Origin of the sequence: Collinsella sp. TM06-3 (genome assembly GCF_003436395.1) — a bacterium.
Classification (GTDB): Bacteria; Actinomycetota; Coriobacteriia; order Coriobacteriales; family Coriobacteriaceae; genus Collinsella.
The window spans coordinates 1-15,757 of record NZ_QSPG01000004.1; the positions used below are offsets into that span (position 1 = coordinate 1).

The 15,757-nt window shown below is 60.7% G+C and carries 17 protein-coding genes; 8 read left to right on the forward strand and 9 right to left on the reverse strand.

From position 1 onward, the window contains the following. The first annotated feature begins 918 nt into the window (after positions 1–918). The gene (locus DXD56_RS02430; RefSeq protein ID WP_117639840.1) at positions 919–1,113 is read left to right on the forward strand and encodes a ribbon-helix-helix domain-containing protein; all 195 of its coding nucleotides are present in this window, start codon (positions 919–921) and stop codon (positions 1,111–1,113) included. 12 nt (positions 1,114–1,125) lie between these two features. Here DXD56_RS02430 and DXD56_RS02435 read toward each other — a convergent pair whose 3' ends face one another. From DXD56_RS02435 to DXD56_RS02455, 5 genes are all read right to left on the reverse strand, one after another. Then, entirely contained in the window at positions 1,126–2,562 is a 1,437-nt protein-coding gene (locus DXD56_RS02435) for a sensor histidine kinase KdpD (protein WP_147325172.1), read from the reverse strand. Continuing rightward, the gene (locus tag DXD56_RS02440) at positions 2,550–3,212 is read right to left on the reverse strand and encodes a response regulator transcription factor (RefSeq protein ID WP_117639842.1); all 663 of its coding nucleotides are present in this window, start codon (positions 3,210–3,212) and stop codon (positions 2,550–2,552) included. The genes DXD56_RS02435 and DXD56_RS02440 overlap by 13 nt, the downstream gene beginning before the upstream one ends. Positions 3,213–3,651: 439 nt before the next feature. After that, the gene (locus DXD56_RS02445) at positions 3,652–4,467 is read right to left on the reverse strand and encodes a lantibiotic ABC transporter permease (protein WP_117639843.1); all 816 of its coding nucleotides are present in this window, start codon (positions 4,465–4,467) and stop codon (positions 3,652–3,654) included. After that, positions 4,467–5,237 (reverse strand): hypothetical protein, encoded by a 771-nt coding sequence (locus DXD56_RS02450; RefSeq protein ID WP_117639844.1) that lies wholly within the window; start codon positions 5,235–5,237, stop codon positions 4,467–4,469. Before DXD56_RS02450 ends, DXD56_RS02445 begins: the two co-directional genes overlap by 1 nt. After that, positions 5,234–5,962, reverse strand: a complete 729-nt coding sequence (locus DXD56_RS02455; protein WP_117639845.1) for a lantibiotic protection ABC transporter ATP-binding protein — start codon at positions 5,960–5,962, stop codon at positions 5,234–5,236. Before DXD56_RS02455 ends, DXD56_RS02450 begins: the two co-directional genes overlap by 4 nt. 396 nt (positions 5,963–6,358) lie before the next feature. Here DXD56_RS02455 and DXD56_RS02460 point away from each other — a divergent pair, with 396 nt between their 5' ends. The 6 genes from DXD56_RS02460 to DXD56_RS02485 all read left to right on the forward strand — a co-directional run bounded on the left by DXD56_RS02460 (position 6,359) and on the right by DXD56_RS02485 (position 11,192). Beyond that, the gene (locus tag DXD56_RS02460; RefSeq protein ID WP_117639846.1) at positions 6,359–7,063 is read left to right on the forward strand and encodes a CDP-alcohol phosphatidyltransferase family protein; all 705 of its coding nucleotides are present in this window, start codon (positions 6,359–6,361) and stop codon (positions 7,061–7,063) included. A 66-nt stretch (positions 7,064–7,129) separates the two neighbouring features. After that, on the forward strand, positions 7,130–7,564 hold the full coding sequence (locus DXD56_RS02465; protein ID WP_006236002.1) for an FHA domain-containing protein: 435 nt from the start codon (positions 7,130–7,132) through the stop codon (positions 7,562–7,564). A 3-nt stretch (positions 7,565–7,567) separates the two neighbouring features. Further along, positions 7,568–8,446, forward strand: a complete 879-nt coding sequence (locus DXD56_RS02470) for a MerR family transcriptional regulator (protein ID WP_117639848.1) — start codon at positions 7,568–7,570, stop codon at positions 8,444–8,446. Between the two features lie 40 nt (positions 8,447–8,486). After that, positions 8,487–9,017 (forward strand): adenine phosphoribosyltransferase, encoded by a 531-nt coding sequence (locus tag DXD56_RS02475; RefSeq protein WP_117639850.1) that lies wholly within the window; start codon positions 8,487–8,489, stop codon positions 9,015–9,017. Between the two features lie 32 nt (positions 9,018–9,049). After that, positions 9,050–10,147, forward strand: coding sequence for an NlpC/P60 family protein (locus DXD56_RS10260; RefSeq protein ID WP_117639852.1), 1,098 nt, complete (start codon positions 9,050–9,052; stop codon positions 10,145–10,147). A gap of 178 nt (positions 10,148–10,325) precedes the next feature. Then, positions 10,326–11,192, forward strand: coding sequence for a DegV family protein (locus DXD56_RS02485; RefSeq protein ID WP_117639854.1), 867 nt, complete (start codon positions 10,326–10,328; stop codon positions 11,190–11,192). Positions 11,193–11,264: 72 nt separating this feature from the next. Here the strand turns inward: DXD56_RS02485 and DXD56_RS02490 are convergent, their stop codons facing one another. Next, positions 11,265–11,876 (reverse strand): DUF1836 domain-containing protein, encoded by a 612-nt coding sequence (locus DXD56_RS02490; protein WP_199411531.1) that lies wholly within the window; start codon positions 11,874–11,876, stop codon positions 11,265–11,267. Between the two features lie 154 nt (positions 11,877–12,030). Then, positions 12,031–12,969, reverse strand: coding sequence for an NAD(P)/FAD-dependent oxidoreductase (locus tag DXD56_RS02495; RefSeq protein ID WP_117639856.1), 939 nt, complete (start codon positions 12,967–12,969; stop codon positions 12,031–12,033). 118 nt (positions 12,970–13,087) lie between these two features. Here DXD56_RS02495 and DXD56_RS02500 point away from each other — a divergent pair, with 118 nt between their 5' ends. Then, positions 13,088–14,389, forward strand: a complete 1,302-nt coding sequence (locus DXD56_RS02500) for a glycosyltransferase (RefSeq protein ID WP_117639858.1) — start codon at positions 13,088–13,090, stop codon at positions 14,387–14,389. A 462-nt stretch (positions 14,390–14,851) separates the two neighbouring features. On the opposite strand, the gene dut is transcribed toward DXD56_RS02500, so the two are convergent. Together dut and nrdR are read right to left on the reverse strand one after the other, a co-directional pair. After that, positions 14,852–15,295: a dUTP diphosphatase gene (gene dut / locus DXD56_RS02505; RefSeq protein ID WP_117639860.1), complete on the reverse strand. Its 444-nt coding sequence runs from the start codon at positions 15,293–15,295 to the stop codon at positions 14,852–14,854. 4 nt (positions 15,296–15,299) lie between these two features. After that, positions 15,300–15,743, reverse strand: a complete 444-nt coding sequence (gene nrdR / locus DXD56_RS02510) for a transcriptional regulator NrdR (protein WP_022093781.1) — start codon at positions 15,741–15,743, stop codon at positions 15,300–15,302. Between the last annotated feature and the right edge of the window lie 14 nt (positions 15,744–15,757).

Genomic DNA, 15,757 nt, shown 5'->3' on the forward strand with positions numbered 1-15,757 from the left:
CGTGCGACGGGGGCGAGGCGAATGGCTGAGCGGTATCGATACGCTGGTTCAACGGTATTATATTGACCACATAGATTATTAACTTGCATTTCTAACAGTTAAGGAGACGGGTGCTTTCCAGCACACTCCTTCGATGATGCCTTCCGCTAGTTGCTATACCGGTTTCAGCCAATAAAGAATGTGCCCGGGCGCTCAGGTTCACCGTTAGCGTTGGCAACATATGAGATGGGCCAGACCCTTGCCGCGCGCCGATTGCGCGAGAGGTGTCGGGCTCCATGTTTATTCCACCTGCTTGTTATCAACCAGCTTCGTTCAACGTCAGACATTCAAGATGTCAGACGTCGAACCTGCGCCAAAGACGCAGCTGGGGCTACTAGTTGCCTACAATCGCTCGCGAAGCTCACCTGTTCGTGCGTGAATGTCTGACAGCTCCGTCAGACATTGTCGGACATTTGATTGTTCGACAAATGCGCACGTGGTCGCGTTCGCAAAGATAACTGAACGGTCGATGGGTGCGTTGAGACCGGAGCAAACGGCGGATGCCAGAAAAATGGTCTCACAGAATCGCACCCATGGTTGATAAAATTGACCGCCCAGGCGCAAATACCCGGGCGGTCAATTCATCCCCTCGTTCGCGATCCTGTTGGGTTTTGGGCTTTGACATGTTGTTGACGGATGGATCAGCCGTACAGCTTGATCTCCCGGGGTTCGACGGCACCCTCGGTCCTCGAGGGATTTCCACCGCCCCTTACAGGCCTGGATTTATTCAATGGTTGATTTAACCCGGCTGAATAAGACGGGCATGGGCCGGTCGACAAAATGTAAGGTAAAAAAGCAGATGCGGCCGTACGCCGGTGCGGGATTCGGGTGATGTGATAGAAAGTAATTCACGTATTGCATCCAACTGGGAGGCGCATCATGGCAACCGCCACCGCAGCCCTGAGAATCCCCGAGGACCTCGCGAACAGGTACGACCGCCTGGCGAAGTCGACGGGCCGCACGAAAACCTTCTACATGACGGAGGCCCTCGCCGCGGAGATAGACAGGATCGAATACGAGTACGGCCTCATGAATTATCCGGGAGGCGTTTGGTTGCGAGGCATGCCAGTGTGAGGGCCTGATTCGTCAGATCCCGCACAGGGGGACCGCGATGGTGACCACCGCGCCGCCCGAGGGGCTGTTGGCGAGCGAGACGGAGCCCCCGTGGGCGCTCGCGGCCTCGGAGGCGACGTGGAGGCCGAGCCCGTAGTGGCGGCCTCCGTCGCGCGAGGAGCGGGAGGAGTCGTCTGTGAAGAGGCGCTCGCAGCCGCGTTCGAGGGCGGCGGGAGAGAAGCCCGGTCCGTCGTCGGCCACCTCGACGACGAGGTGTCCGCCCGCGACGTCGCAGGAGACCGCCACGCGCGAGCGCGCGTGCTCGGCGGCGTTGGCCACGAGGTTCGCGGCGGCTCGCGCCAGGGTGGTTCGGTCGAGCGGGGCCTCGGGTGCGCCCGCGACAGCGGGGCCCGTGGCCGCGTCGAGCGTCACGCCTCGCGCCCGAGCGATCTGGGCGGCCTCGGCGAGGACCTGTTCGCAGAGCTCGGCCGGCCGCATGGGGGCCCTCTCCGCCCCGCCGGACCCGCGCGAGGCCTCGATAAGCAGGCGCACGTAGCCGTCGAGCCTTTCGACACTGCCGGCTATGTCGCGCGCGGCGGCCGCGAGGTCGGCGTCTTTCTTGTCTTCCAGCTCCTCCGCCACGAAGTCGGCGTTGGCGCGCAGCACGGTGAGCGGCGTCTTGAGGTCGTGGGCGAGCGACGCCATCTGCTCGCGCTGCCCCCGCTCCGCGGCCCAGCGGGCCTCGAGCGACTCGGCGAGGGAGGTCCGCATGGCGTCCATCGCGGCGAGGACGTCGTTCACCTCGCGCACGTTGGTGCTGCCGACCGCGAAGTCGAGCTCCCCCGCGCCGACGCGCCCCGCCGCCTCCGCGAGCGGCGCCATCTTGCGCGAGATCACGCGGCTCGCGCGGCGCGCCACGAGCGCGAGCGCGAGCGCGCTTCCCGCCGTAGCGCCGACGAGTATGAGGTTCTGCGGGTTGGGAAGCAGGCCGGCGAGGTCGCGCGAGACCCACTGCGGCAGGTACTCGCTGACGAGTGCGCAGGCCCCGCCGCCCTTGAGCGGGAACGCGGCGTAGGTGAGGCCCGAACCCCCGCCCTCGATCTCCACTGTGCCCGGATCCGCGGCGAGTGCCGCACGGGCCATTTCCGTCGCGTCCTCGAGCCGCGTGCCCTCGAGGTCTGTCATCAGCACGTATCCGTCCTTGTTCAGGATGAGGTAGCGGTACGCCGTCGGCACGTCCTGCTGCCCGCAGACGCCGTCGCGTGCCAGGCCCTCCGCGACCTCGCGCGCATTGGCCGGCCCCCAGCTTGCCTCGTAGACGAAGCCCGCGCTGATCAACACGGAGAGCACCATGAACGAGGCGAGCCACGCCGTGGCGACCGCCGCGAACGCGTAGGCGAAGTAGCGCGCGATGACGAAGGAGAGCGGCATGCCCCCGCGACCTCGCGCCCCGATCTTCAGAGCTGCCACTTGTACCCCATCCCCCAGACGGTCGCGATCGGATCGGCGCCGGCCTCGGAGAGTTTCCTCCGGGCGCGACTGACCTGCATGGATATGGCCGCGTCGTCGGCGTCGCTCTCCCAGCCGAGCACCGCCTCGCGTATCTGCGCGCGGCTCATGACCTGCCCGGGGTGGCGCGCGAGGTACTCGCAGATGGCGTACTCGGTGGGCGTGAGCGGCACGGTCTCGCCGCCCACGGCGAGGTCGCGCGCCCCGAGGTCGATCCGCACCTCCCCGAAGGAGAGGGCGTGCGAGCGCGGCCGGCGCTCACGGCGTAGATGGGCCGCGACCTTGGCGCGCAGTTCCGCGGCCCCGAAGGGCTTGCGGACGTAGTCGTCGGCGCCCAGGCCGTAGGCGGCCACGGCATCCTCCTCGGCCACGCGCGCGGTCAGGAAGACGATGGGCCCGTCGAAGTCCGGGCGGATCTGCCGCACGAGCTCGAAGCCGTCAAGCCCCGGCATCATGACGTCGCAGAGCACGAGGTCGAAGCGCGAGAGGTCCATCCCCAGGACCGCCGTCGGGTCCGCCGCCCTAACGACCTCATGGCCGTCGCGGCCGAGGACGCGCGCGAGCGCGTCGAGGATCGCCCGTTCATCATCCACTGCCAGTATCCTCGCCATGTTGACCTCCTGAAACTCTCGTCGGAATTGTACTAGCGCCGCGCTCAGCGGTCCAGAGCCCTGCGCGCAGCCGCGGGCGCCTCGGCCGCGTCGCAAGCGCGGTAGCGCACGCCCGAGCCGTCGCGCGCCTCGATCTCGAGCCAGCCCTCGCCGTCCGACTCCCGCCCGAAGAAGTTGAGCTGGAACTCTCGGACATTGCCCCTGTCGTCCGCAGCGTCCACCAGGTAGACATAGTTTGTCCCCGCCCCCGGTGGCGTCGGCGTAGGAGCTCGCGTGGCTGCCGGGCTCGGGCGCGGGCGCCCACATAGCGATCTCAGGGTTGGGCAGCACGCGGTCGGCAATCGAGCGCAGTGCCGACCCCCAGCCGGCGTCGAGCAGGGCATTCCCGCCCAGAAGGAGCGCTGCGGAGAGGAGGACGAGCATGGAGGCGAGCGGCCTCCTAAGCATCTGCCCTCCCGTCCTCGAAGCGGCAGAACCAGGCGAGAAGGACGGCGTCGGCTGCCAGGGTGAGCACGAGGCCAGCGAGCGCAGTCGTGAGGAGTGGGCCCGCCGCGCGTGCGGCGTCGATGAAGGCCTCAACCCCGAGCGACCCCAGGCGCGCGGGCCAGGCGAGCGGCACCCAGCTCAGGGGCGTCGCCAGGGCACCGGTGAGCTCGCCGGTCATGAGACCGTGCGCAAGTCCGCCCACCGAGAAGAATGCGAGGAGCATCCCCGCCGCGCCGGTGCCGATGACGGCGTTGCGGCCGAGGCGCAGGGCCACGCCGAGCCCCAGCGCGTAGAGGGGCAGGCTGCCCAGCACGATGCCCGCCCAGGCGACCGCAAGCGGAGCGAGCCCGAGCGGCAGGCGCCCGGCGACGGCGAGCACGGCCCCGAACACGCCGAGCGCCACGGCCAGCGCGCCCGCGCCGAGCGCCGCAAGGGCGAGCAGCTTCGCCGCGACGGCGCGCCCGCGCGAGGGGACCGCCGTGAGGTTAGCGAGGCGCCCGGCAGCGCGCTCCTCGTCCACGGCGAGCCCGCAGACGATGGCGGACATGAGCGGCATGAGGGCGCCGAGGAACTGGGCGTAGGCGTCCGCGCCCTGCGCCGGGTCCCATCGGGTTACGGAGAAGTACTCGCCGCAGGCAAGACCGGCTGCCAGGCCGCAGGCGAGGTGCACCGCCGAGAGCGGGGAGCGCGCCAGGCGCAGGGCCTCGGAGAGCAGGGCCCGCGGGAGAGTCATGCGCGGCGTCGGGTCGGAGAGTCGTGTCATGGCCATCACCTCTCCTCGGAGCGCGCGAACCAGGCCGCGCTCGCCGCCGTGAGCGCGGCGAACGCGAGCGCGCAGACCGCAAGGCCCGCCAGCGTGAGCATGCCGTCCGCCGTGAGCGCCCCGCCGAGCGCCATGTCCGCCGCGAGTGGCTCGCCGCTCGGCAGCACGGGGATGAAGCTCGTGGGGATGACCATGCTCGCCGACGGCGGAAAGAGCTGCGGCAGCGGCATCAGCGACCAGGCGAACCCACCCACGAGCTGCGCGGCGAGCGGGCAGAAGATGCCCGCGAGCATGCCGAGCCGCGCCGTGAGGAGGAGCCCCGCGGGGATCATCCACGCCGCGGTCACCGTGTTAACGAGCGCGCAGAGGAGCATCGTGAGCGTGCCCGCGGCCGTGAGGCCCTGCGAGGAGAACGCCGATCCCGCGAGGTAGATGCCGAAGACCACGAGGTTCGAGAGCGTGCAGAGCGCGAGGCACCAGAGCGCCTTGGCCCACCAGGCGCGCCCGAGCGGGAAGCCCAGGCCCAGAAGCCCCCGCATCCGCGTGCGAGCGTCCGCCCGCGCGACGCACGCCACCACGAGCGAGAGACACACGGGCAGGAAGAGCGCGTACCAGTAGTTCCACGCGCTGAAGATCTGCACGCCCCGGTAGGGCATCGCGCCGAGCAGCGGCATCGGCAGCGCCATGAGCACGGCCAGGCGGACCGGTGCCGCGTGGCGCGACTTCAGGGCCTCGGCGCGCAGGGCCGCGAGCAGGCCGCCTTTCTCGCCCGTCATGCCGCCACCTTCCCGCGCGCTCGTCGCCCTTCCCGGCAGAAGCTCATGAAGAGTTCCTCGAGGTCCTGCCCGGGACGAAGCGTATCCTCGTAGGCGAGGCGCCCCCCGCAGATGATGCCGATGGTGTCCGCCATCTGCTGCACCTCGGAGAGGATGTGGCTCGAGACGATCACCGTCGTACCCGCCGACGCGAAGCCGCGGATCTGGTCGCGCAGCTCCTCGATGCCGATGGGGTCGAGGCCGTTGGTGGGCTCGTCGAGCACGAGCAGGCGTGGCCGGGCGATCAGCGCCAGCGCGAGCCCCAGGCGCTGCCGCATGCCCATCGAGAAGCGCCCGGTGCGCTTCTTCCCGGTGTCCGCGAGGTCCACGGCGGCGAGCACCTCATCTATGCGGCTCTCGGGAAGGCCCAGCAGCGTGGTGCGCACGCGCAGGTTCTCGCGCGCGGTGAGGTTGGGGTAGAGCGGCGCCTCCTCGATGAGGCTGCCGATTGCGTAGAGGTCCTCGCGGCGCCAGGCGTGCCCGGCAAAGAGGATCTCCCCGGCCGTCGGCCGCAGCATCCCGCAGATCATCTTGAGCGTTGTCGACTTGCCGGCGCCGTTGGGACCGAGCAGCCCGTACACCTCGCCCTCGCGGATATGAAGGCTCACGTCGGCCACGGCGTCCTGCGCCTGGTCGCCGCGGCCGAAGCGCTTGGTGAGCCCGCGCGTCTCGAGCATGTAACCCATGGGTTTATCCTTTCTCTTCCGGGAGCGCGGGCCGAGTCACCGTGCCCGCGCGCCTTACCTTTCGGGTTCACCATCCATGGTGGGGCGCGTTTCTAACGAAGCCATAACGGCCGTTGGGTTCTTTTGGCGCCAACCCTTCTCGACCCGCACATCATGATTAATTTGCTTAAGGCAACAACTTTCCCGATCGATGTAATCACCGAATCAAAACGTGTACATCACCCTCCAAAACCGACATTTTTCGGCATGTTTGGAGGCCGATGTACACGAATGTGAAATCCACCGCCGCCCAAAAGCGCCTTCCTCATGTCTGGACTCTCTATGCTTACGCTGGATAGACATCGCCGGAACGGGTATAGTATCGAAAGTTTTGTCGTTAACCAGCGGGGGAGTCCTGTGGGCATCAAAAAGAAGATCAAAAAGGAGCTTATCGGCACTTCCGATTACCCGTCGAATAAGATCTTTACGATCTCCAATTTCATCACCTTTACGCGCCTGATCCTCACCCTAGTATTTCTGTACCTGTTTGTGACGGATAACAACCGCGTCATCGCCATCGTTATCTACGCCGTTGCCGCCTCTACCGACTGGATGGACGGTCAGATCGCCCGCATGACTAAGACGGTCTCGTGGCTCGGTAAGGTCATGGATCCCATTTGTGACCGTGCGCTGTTATTCACCGGCGTCTTGGGACTGGTAGTCCGCGGAGAGCTGCCCATCTGGGTCTGTGTGCTCATTATCGGCCGCGACATCTATCTGGGCATCGGCACGCTTATCGTGCGTCATTATCACCGTCGCCCCATCGATGTCGTCTTTCCCGGAAAGATTGCCACTGCACTGCTCATGACCGGCTTCTCGCTCATGCTGCTCGGGTTCCCCGTTATTGACGGCCTGCATCTTTTACCTTCAACCCTTACGGCCTTCCCGGGCCTCAACGGAAGCTCGGTGCCCCTCGGCATCTTCTTTGTGTACGGCGGCGTGATCTTCTCCATGCTCACGGCTGTCATCTACTCCATTAAGGGCGGAGCGGCCATTAAACAGGCTCTCGCGCATCCCGAGGACGAGGACATCGACTTTCTGAACCCCGAAATCGAAGACTGATTCGTTGGGGTATGATTACGTACGGTTCATTATTTGCGGCACGTCCGCGATAAGTTAGGGGTTGTCATGGACAACATGGTTAACAATATGCCTCAGAATGATAAGACTGCTGACGCTACCTGCGTATTCCGCGTGCCTTCAAGTGACGTCACCGTTCCCGACCTCATGGCCAACGTGCGCATCACCGCCCCCGTTCTGTCCATCGTCAAGGGTCCGCAGACCGGTGCCGCCTTTGAGCTCGAGGACGACGTGACCACCATCGGCCGCGATCCTGCAAACGGCATCTTCCTCAATGACATGACCGTTTCGCGCAGCCACGCGCGCATTATTCGCGAGGGCCTCGGCGCTCGCATCGAGGACTTGGGATCGCTCAATGGCACCTGGGTCGACGGTGCCATCGTCAATGCAGCCCCGCTGCACGACGGCTCTTCCGTCCAGATCGGTACCTTTACGCTCATCTACCACGAGAGCACGCCGGAGCGCATCGAAACCGGTGAGTAGGGCATGGCCGAACGCAACTATCTGAGTATCGGCCAAGTCGTCAACCTACTTCGAGGCGCATACCCCGATCTTTCGAACTCAAAAATTAGATTTCTAGAAGATGAGGGGCTCATTACCCCTCATCGTACGCCTAAGGGATACCGTCAGTACTCCAAGGAGGACGTTGATCGCCTGGAGGTCATCCTGCACTTGCAGAAGACCCGCTACATGCCGCTCAACGTGATTAAGCAGCGCTTGGAAAACGCCACGGACCTGTCAACGCTCGCTTACGAGGTGGGCTTGCTGTCCGATGTTCCGCTCAAGACGGAGCCCAAGGAGACTAAGCAAAAGCTGCATCCCATTGAGACCATTCCCGATATGCTGGGCGTCGAGATTTCGTTTATCCGCTCGCTCGCCGAGAACGACCTCATTCGCATCATCAAGAGTCCGCAGAATCGCGAGCTCGTCGATGGTCGCGATTTTCCAATCATCCGCTACTGCTCCGAGCTGTCACGCTTCCATATCGAGCCCCGCAACCTGCGTCAGTACGTGTCTTCCGCCAACCGCGAGTCCTCGATGTTTGAGCAGGTTCTCGTGAGCATGCTCGGTATGGATACCTCCGATGACGAGCGCGACGCCAAGCTCGAGCGTGCGTTTAAGAGGCTTCACGACCTGACCGAGGGTGTGCACACTGCGCTGCTCAAGAACCGCGTTTTTGAGTCGCTCAACGCCGTGGTCGAGGACGCCGACATCGATGCACTCGATGAGGAAATCGCTCGCTCCGAGTCCACCAAGGCCAAAAACGAAGAAACTGCCGCGCCGGCTTCGCACGAGGATTCTCTCGTAAAGCCGCTCAAGGTCGTCGCCCCTTCGCAATCCGGCACCGTCACCGCGGGCAAATAACCGCTGCTGATATTTCGGCAACCCATTGAAAGGTCATGCAATGTACGACTTCGAATCTCAAATCGTCGACATCCCCGACTATCCCGAGCCCGGAGTCTTCTTTAAAGACATCACGCCGCTCTTTGGCAATCCCGAGGCGCTCAAAGCCATGACCGATACCCTCGCCGAGCACTTTGCCGACATGGGAATCACCAAGGTCGTGGGTCCCGAGGCTCGCGGCTTTATGGTTGGCGTACCGGTGGCTGTAGCCCTTGGCGCCGGCTTTGTTCCCGCACGTAAACCGGGCAAGCTGCCGCGCGAGACCGTAAGCCAGAGCTACGAGCTCGAGTACGGCACCGATTCAGTTGAGATCCATGCCGACGCTATCAGCTCTAAAGATACCGTGTTGATTCTGGACGACTTGGTCGCGACGGGCGGAACCGTCGAGGCAACAGGTAAACTGGTGCGAGATATGGGCGCAAAGCTTATCGGTTACGGTTGTATACTTGAGCTTGCGTTTCTCAACCCGCGCGAGAAGCTCACGCCGTCTGATGACGATGTGGAGCTCTTTAGCCTGGTGACGGTAGACTAGCCGTTACCCTTAGTTACTGGAAAGGAAGCTACATGCGCACAGCAAACAAGCACAAAAACATGGCACGCTGCGCTGCTACGGCAACCCTCGCTTGTGTTTTGGGCTTGGGCCTCGCGGCTCCTGCCTACGCCGATACCGCATCCGACCTTGCCGCTGCTCGTACGAAACTCGAGCAGATCGGCACCCAAACCCAGCAGATTTACGATGAGCTTGCCACGCAGACGCAGGCGCTCGATCAGACTGCCGGCGAGATCACGCAAAAGCAGCAGGAGATCGCCGATGGTCAGGCCAAGCTCTCGACCTATGTCGCCGGCGAGTACAAAACCGGCGGTCTGAGCCTGCTTCAGGTTTTGACGGGTGTCGATGATCTGAGCGATATGCTCAACCGCCTGTTCTACTACGGCAAGGTGTCCGACAAGCAGGCCAAGACCATCCAAGAGGTAAAGGAGCTTAAGCAGCAGCTCACCGATAAGCAGGCCGAGCAGGAGAAGAACGTCGCCACCACGCAAAAGAAGGTCGACGAGCTTAACGCCCAGCAGGCTGAAGCCCAGAACGTCGTAAATTCCCTGGATTCGCAGCTGCAGGCCGAGCTTGCCGCCGAGGCCGAGGCCAATGCCGCGCTGCAGGCCGGCATCAACGCCAGCACCGCCGAGAAGGCCACGGTGAGCAACGACACCGCCGGTACGACCGAGAACACCAACAATGGAGGCGGCGACACGCCTGCACCCACGCCCGCTCCTGCTCCTACGCCGCAGCCCGCTCCCGCTCCGGCTCCGGCCCCTTCGGCGCCGAGCCAGTCCGTTGACGGCGGCTCCGTTGTTTCGCGTGCCTACAGCAAGCTTGGTTGCGCTTATTCCTGGGGCGGTATTGGACCGAACAGCTTCGACTGCTCCGGCTTTGTGAGCTACTGCCTCACGGGTCGTTACTGCCGTCTGGGTACCACTGGTGACTTTATGGGCTGGACTCGTGTGTCTGATCCACAGCCCGGCGACGTCGTAGTTAACTCTTATCACACCGGCATCTACATCGGTAACGGCCAGATGATCCATGCTTCCGACTACAGCACGGGCGTTATCATCAGCTCCGTCGCAGCCGGTATGAACAACAACTACATCTTCGTACGCTACTAATTTATTACTACAGCGAACGAACATGGGCCTCGCGATCTTGAGTCACGAGGCCCATTCTTTTTGCCCCTACCGTTTGCCATAAAATCAGGATGGCTATCTAGTATTCAAAACTAGATAGCCATCCAATCAATCAAAAAGATGGCTATAATTGTTGAGGAACAAATAGAAAGGACCCTCAATGAGCTGGGCGCTTATCTCCGATTCGAGCTGCAATCTTCGCGATTGGCAGCCAACCGCACCTCATACCACCTTTGCATTTGCACCCCTTAAGATCCGAGTGGGGGAGCGTGAGTTTGTCGATGACCTCACGCTCGACGTTCACGAGCTCAATTGCGCCGTGCAGGCGGAGTCGAGCGCTTCTTCGAGCGCCTGTCCAAGCGTAGGTGAGTGGGCCGAACTCTTTAGGCTTGCCGACAAGACGATTTGTATGCCCATCTCGGAGGGCGTCTCGGGAAGCTACAATGCCGCGGCCACCGCACGTGACATGGTGCTTGCCGAAGAGCCGGACCGACAGATTCATCTGGTCAATTCACGCGGAGCCGGCGGCAAAATGGACCTGATCTTCCTGCTGTTCGACCGCTATCTTGCAAGCAACCCGGATACCTCCTTTGAGGACGCCTGCGCCTACTTCGATAGCTTGGAGCAGCAGAGCAAGATCCTCTTTAGTTTGTGCAATTACGAAAACCTTGCGAAGGCCGGACGTATCCCTAAGGCGGCCGGCGTTATTGCTAACAAGCTCAATATCCGCATTTTGGGCACGGCGAGCGAAGCGGGCAAAATTGAACTCGTTGGGCACACCCGCGGCGAAAAGAAGATGCTCACCAAGATTGTCGACACCATGGAGGCCGAAGGCTTTACCGGCGGCGAGGTCGTTATCGACCATGTCGAGAATGAGGCGGGCGCCCAGGCGCTTGCCAGCCGCATTGTGGAGCATTGGCCCGGCTCCAAGACGATTATCATGCCCTGTAACGGGCTAGATTCATACTATGCCGAGATGCACGGCCTCATTATCGGCTACGGTATGGGCGTGGCGTCGGGCCGATAAAATCCAACTAGACAAACGTACGGGCGGGATAAGGAGCCATTGGCTCTTTATCCCGCCCGTCTTATACCTCGGTTAGCTATTAAACCCATTGAACTTGAGATAGCTCATCAGATACGCCTTCGAAACGAAGGACGATACCGCACTGCGCACGAGCAGCGATTCGCGCGTAACCTGATGTGCGGTATCGGGCACGGGAGTCTGCTCAACAGAAAACGCCGCACGAATCGATGCCTCGAGCTGATCGACAACATAATCGAAAGCCGTCGGAGCGTCGTAGCTCAAGCGCTGAATATTAAAGAGCGCCTGAACCGCAGCGATGGGCAGCACCTGCTTAAAGATACAAATGGCGATGAGACGCGCAATCTGCTCACGGCCATACTGCTTTTTAACTGGAGCAGGAACGAGGCCGACCTTCACGTAGTTATTGATCATCGATGGCGTAATAACGGGCTGCTCTACGCAAATCGAAAGCGGCTCCATCCACAGTGCAACATATTCAATAACCTGATCGCGATAGAGCGTTACGTTGGGCAGCTGGTCATAGCGTGGCAGGCTCAACGCGTTGAGTTTACCCACCATATCGGACTGAATAAATGCATCCGGCAGAACCGTCGGCTGAATATCCTCAGGCTTAATGCTGACCGACGTATCGGACATCGGGATAACATGTTTAACGTGGTTCATAAGAGGCCTCCGTTCGTTTTCTATATTGTATTCTAGGTTATCTAGTTTTGCATAACACATAGTCGCCAAGTAAAAGTGGTTGGACAGCACATTGATGCACCGTCCAACCACTTTGTGTAAAGATAGCAACCTTACATAAGATATATTATCGTACTTATCCACGGAGAAACGCGTATGCGCTCGTTGCCGCTATGGCTCCATCAGAAACGGCGGTCACAACCTGGCGTAAGCGCTTGGAACGGATGTCGCCAGCGGCAAATAGACCAGGTGTACGGGTGGCCATGGATTCATCAGTCAGAATGCCGCCATCAGGCGCCAGATCGACTAGATGCTCAACAAGCTCGGTATGGGGCTGCGTTCCGGTAAAAACAAAGATGCCAAACGAGCCGGGCTCAAATGACTCGGTATGAGTCTCGCCGGATGCATTGTCCTTAAAGGTAATCCTCGTTGGCATGGCTTCGCCCGATAGCTCCACAATACTAGTTTGGTACCTAACTGCAATATTGTCCTTTGCGAGTACTTTCTGAACAACACCATCGGGCGCACGGAACTGGTCGCGGCGCAGCACGATGGTCACACTGTTGGCAATGTCGGACAGGAACAGAGCCTCTTCGCATGCCGAATTGCCACCACCGATTACAAAAACCTGCTTGCCGCGGAAAAACATGCCGTCACATGTTGCGCAATATGAAACGCCACGACCGCGATACGTATCCTCGCCTGCGAAACCTGCCGGACGCGGCGTGGCACCCATGCAAGCGATAACGCTCGGGGCCAGCGTATCGCCCATATCGTGATGCACCGTAAACAACGCTGCATCGGCATCGTAATCGATACCCGTAACCATGCTCCATGCAACCTGTGCTCCCAGGCCCTCTGCATGCTGCTGAAAACGCTCGCCGAGTTCGGCGCCACTCAGGAGCGGGAAACCCGGATAGTTCTCGACCTCATTGGTTGTGGCGATCTGCCCTCCCGACATGCCCTGCTCAATCACGGTCGTCGTCAGGTTGGCACGCGCAGCATAAATGGCGGCAGCATAGCCCGCGGGGCCGCCACCGATAATCGCAACATCGATCGGCTTATCGGTAGTCATGAAGCGTCCTTTCGTCGAAACGTTGTCGTTCTTTGCGCTCATACCCAAATTTACGTGAACGTGACACTCATGCACTACAATGATAAATCCGTATTACAAAGCTGAAGGGGAGTTATCGATGGACCAGGCGCAGACGAGTGACGACGCTCCCCTGCTCACGCACAGCACTCCCCAATCGGAGCAAACCACACTCCTGGCTCAGCAAAAACCCCTCGTGACCATCGTGCATGCCTCCGTTGGCTCGGGCCACAAGGCCGCCGCAAATGCGATTGCGCAGGCATTCGACCTCATCCGCGGCACCAATGGCATCCCCGAGGATATTGAGATTGAAGTGCTCGATATCCTTGATTTTGGACGTATTAAATTCGACGGCAATAAGACCGCGGCTTCTTTTACGGGAGCCACGCGCCCCATTTACGACCTGACCTGGCGATATACGCTTACGGGACATCTTCTCTGGGGTGGCGGAACGGCATGGTCGCGAATTATGTTCCCCGCCTTCAACGAATATATTCGTAGCCGCAGGCCCATAGCCGTGGTTGCGACGCACATCACAGCAGCCAATGTTGCCGTGGGCGCCCGCGTAATTACGGGTATCGATTATCCGGTCGTCTGCGTACCGACCGACTACGAAGTCGAGGGATGGTGGCCCCACAAGGACACCGATTTATTCTGTGTTGCCAACGAATTTATGGCCGAAACGCTGCGTCCGCGCAAGGTGCTCGAGACAAAGATTCGCATTACCGGCATTCCTATTCGCGCCGGATTCGACACGGATTACGATCGCGAGGAAGAGCTAGCTAAGTTCAACCTCCCCACCGACAAGACCGTCGTACTGGTAATGGCCGGTGCCAGCTTGCCTCAACCGTACGTTCGCTTTCGCGCGGAGATGGACCGCACCCTCCCCTTCCTACGCAGCTTCGAAGACATGCACTTTGTCTTTTTGCCGGGCAAGGATAAGGAATACGCCGCCCGCCTCAAGACACTCTTCGATGCCATGAAGCTCGAAAATGTCACGGTGCTGGACTATGTCGACGACATGGCGGCCCTCATGCACGGCTGCGACCTGGCAATTCTCAAATCGGGCGGACTCACCGTCACCGAGTGCCTGTGCGCGCATCTGCCGATGATCCTGCTGGGCAAATCATACGGCCAGGAAAAGGCCAACACCACGATGCTCACCGGCATGGGCGCCAGCATGCATGTCACCACCGCACGAGAACTAATCGTGACGTTGCGCCATCTGCACGATCATCCCGAATCACTCAAAGCCCTACTCATCAACGGCGAAGTACTACGCCGCCCTCACGCAGCCGAAGATATCGCCATCGCAACCATGGAGCTCGTAGGCAAACCCCAAAAGCGCAAACGAGCCTTCTGCCGCTTCTATTGGGGCGAAAAACCCGCGCATATCCGCTAGCGTCTTAAAGTCCGCTGTGGTGCAGGCCGCCCACACATATCATTCCATGCTCAAACATTCTCGCTTCGCTTCGCTCGCTGCGAAACTGCGCGTGGAACGATATGTGTGGGCGGCCTGCACCACAGCTACATGTACATACCAGCAGATATACCGGTTACCCAAGTAAAGCAGCGAAGGTGAACTCAAATACAAGTAATACAAGCAACCCGATGCGACAAAGGGATTGACTCATTGTCGCATCTGATTACTAGTTGAATACAGCTTTTAGATACAGCAAACGGTTTTGATTGGGAGCCATGAATGGTTGCGAGCACGTAGGCATAGCTCGCCCCTTGGAGGCCCCTATATATCGTCCCGCGCGCAGTTTCGCAGCGAAGCGAGAATGTTTGAGCACGGGATGATATATAGGGGCCTCCAAGGGGCGAGCGAACATTGCGATGCTCCGTTCAGCAAAGTAAAGAGCTAGGCAACGCCGCTAGAACCGAAACCGCCGGCTCCTCGGTCGGTTTCGTCTAGTTCTTCTACTTCTGCGAGGTTGACCGTGGGGACTTCTTGGATGACGAGTTGGGCTATGCGGTCGCCTTTGTTGATTTGGATGTCGTTGGTGGGATCCAGGTTGATGAGGATAACCTTGAGTTCTCCTCGGTAGTGAGCGTCGATGAGGCCCGGCGTGTTGACTATAGACAAGCCCTGCTTGATGGCCAAGCCGCTGCGGGGCTGGACGAAGCCGGCGTAGCCATCGGGCAGGGCGATGGCCAGCCCCGTAGAGACCAGACGGCGTTCGAAGGGCTTCAGGACGCAGTCTTCGTTGGAGCGTAGATCCAAGCCGGCATCGGTGGGATGGGCGTATTTGGGAAGCTCGACGGTGGGGTCGAGACGCTTTATGTTGACGGTAATGTTGGACATGGAATCACCTTAGCTTGTCGAGCTCTTGCAGAAATTCATCGACGTCTTTGAAATCGCGGTAGACCGAGGCAAAACGGATGTACGCAACCTTGTCGATCTTGGCCAAGCGCTTGAGCACCATGTCACCCAACTCATGGGACGTGACGGCCGTCAGTGTGCGAGAGCGCAGCTCGACCTCGATGTCGTCGATAATCTCATTGAGCTTCTTAGTGTCGATATCGCGCTTGATGGTGGCGCGCATCAAGCCGACGAGCAGCTTATTGCGATCGAACCGCTGCTTGGTTCCGTCTGACTTAATGACCTCGATAGGGTCCTCGCATCGCTCGAACGTTGTAAAGCGATAGTTACACGAGCAACATTCGCGACGGCGCTTAATGGTGTTATTTGACTCCTGCATACGGGAATCAACGACGCGGGTATGTGCCTTGCCGCATTTGGGACAGCGCATGGTACCTCCTCTTA